Consider the following 1,891-nt stretch of genomic DNA (forward strand, 5'->3'; position numbering starts at 1 on the left):
AGCGGTTCCCCGCCGGACAGCCAGTCCGCGTGCGCCCGCTCGCTCTCCCACTCGGCGAGGTTGAGGACACGGGTGCCGTCGGTGGAGAGGTGGAAGTGGGCGCCGATCCCGCCGTGGGCCGGCCGCTCGCCCGCCTCGTCGGCCAGGGCCGCGCACACGGCGTCCACCCAGGCCCGCCGGCGCACGGGGTCGGCGTCCGCGAACTCCGCCTCCACGGCCACCAGGACGCCGGGCGGGGCCCCCGCGCTCGCCGGGTCGAGCGGGACGGAGCGGTAGGGCGGCGCGTAGCGGTGGAGGACGACCCGCTCGATCCCCGGCACGGCCGCGTCGATCTCGGCGTTCCGGCCGTCCCGGTGGGTGCGCACGAAGTCCTGGTAGGCCTGCTCGCCGGTCCACCGCGAGTGGTGCAGCAGCGTGTCCCCGTCGGTGCCGGCGTGGACGCTGTACGACAGGAGGCGCGGGTCGGGCCACGGCCGGCTCTCCCAGGCGGTGCGGATCGCCTCGACGGCGGCGCGCTGCCGTGCGGGGGTGCCGACCCGCCAGGTGCTCACCATGACCTGGCCGGTGCCCGGGCGGGTGAGGCCGGGGCGGGCCTCGGGGTGCGTGACGGTGTTCATGGGGTCTCCTCCGAGCGGTCGGGTCCGTGCACGGGGGCGGTTCTCCCGGGCACGACCCACCCTGGTACCTCGACCAAAGTTGAGGTCAAGGCCGTCGTGGCACACTTCCGGCCATGATGCTCCGACCGGCCACCCGCGCCGAACTCCCCGCGGTCCTCGCCCTGCTCGCCGACGAGGAGACCGTCGTCGACGCCGCCTCGGTGGTGGTCACGGAGGCGTACGAGCGCGCCTTCGCGGCGATCACGGCCGATCCGCGCAACGAGATGCTGGTCCTGGTGGACGGCGGCCTCGTCCTCGGCTGCCTCCAGGCCACCTACATACCGGGGCTCGGCAAGGGCGGCGCGGAGCGGGCCCTGTTCGAGGCGGTCCGGATCCGGGCCGACCGGCGCGGCGGCGGCCTCGGCCGGGATCTGATGGAGCGGGCCGTGGCGCGGGCGCGCGGCCGTGGCTGCGCGCTGGTCCAGCTGACCAGCGACAAGCGGCGGGAGGCCGCCCACCGCTTCTACGCGTCGCTGGGGTTCGCGCGCAGTCACGACGGCTTCAAGCTGGCCCTCTGACGGCAAGATCCCGGAGCGCGGCCGACACCCCCGTCGTTCAGCTGAACTGAATCTTCGGGCCAAGCAGATCTAAGTGGACCTTCACGGTCGGGGTCGCCCAGACTCTCCGCATGACCACGGAACGTCCTTTCGGCCGCGCGCTCTGCGCGATGATCACCCCCTTCACCCCCTCCGGCGGGCTCGACCCGGACGGGGCGGGCGAACTGGCGGTACGGCTCGTCGCGGAGGGCTGCGACGGCATCGTCCTCAACGGCACCACCGGCGAGTCCCCGACCACCTCGGACGCCGAGAAGGCGGCGCTGGTCCGCGCCGTACGGGCGGCCGTGGGGCCGGACGTGCCGTTGCTGACCGGGGTCGGAACGGCCGACACCCGGCACACGGTGGAGCTGGCGCGCGCGGCCGAGGCGGCGGGGGCGGACGGGCTGCTCGTCGCCTCCCCGTACTACAGCCGGCCGCCGCAGGCCGCCCTGGAGGCGTACTTCCTGCGGGTGGCGGACGCGACCGGGCTGCCGGTGGTGGTGTACGACATCCCGGGCCGCACCGGCACCCGGGTCGAGCCGGCCACCCTGCGGCGCCTGGCCGAGCACCCGCGGATCGTGGCGGTGAAGGACTGCTCCTACGACCTGTACGCCGCGGGGCGGCTGATCGCCGAGACCCCCCTCGCGTACTACTCGGGCTGCGAGGAGCTGAACCTGCCGCTGTACGCGCTCGGCGGCG

General features: G+C 75.0%; 3 protein-coding genes. 2 read left to right on the forward strand and 1 reads right to left on the reverse strand.

Annotated elements, in window-relative coordinates:
• The coding region (locus RIF68_RS35595; protein ID WP_309055744.1) for an antibiotic biosynthesis monooxygenase at positions 1–617 on the reverse strand (617 nt) is incomplete at its 3' end.
• A 113-nt stretch (positions 618–730) separates the two neighbouring features.
• Here RIF68_RS35595 and RIF68_RS35600 point away from each other — a divergent pair.
• Entirely contained in the window at positions 731–1,174 is a 444-nt protein-coding gene (locus RIF68_RS35600) for a GNAT family N-acetyltransferase (protein ID WP_309055746.1), read from the forward strand.
• 110 nt (positions 1,175–1,284) lie between these two features.
• The coding region (locus RIF68_RS35605) for a dihydrodipicolinate synthase family protein (RefSeq protein ID WP_309055748.1) at positions 1,285–1,891 on the forward strand (607 nt) is incomplete at its 3' end.

Source organism: Streptomyces sp. (assembly GCF_031178505.1).
GTDB classification, from domain to species: Bacteria; Actinomycetota; Actinomycetes; order Streptomycetales; family Streptomycetaceae; genus Streptomyces; species Streptomyces gulbargensis.

Coding starts and splice junctions, on each gene's coding strand:
- RIF68_RS35600 (WP_309055746.1), top strand. CDS start 731: ATGATGCTCCGACCGGCCACCCGCGCCGAACTCCCCGCGGTCCTCGCC.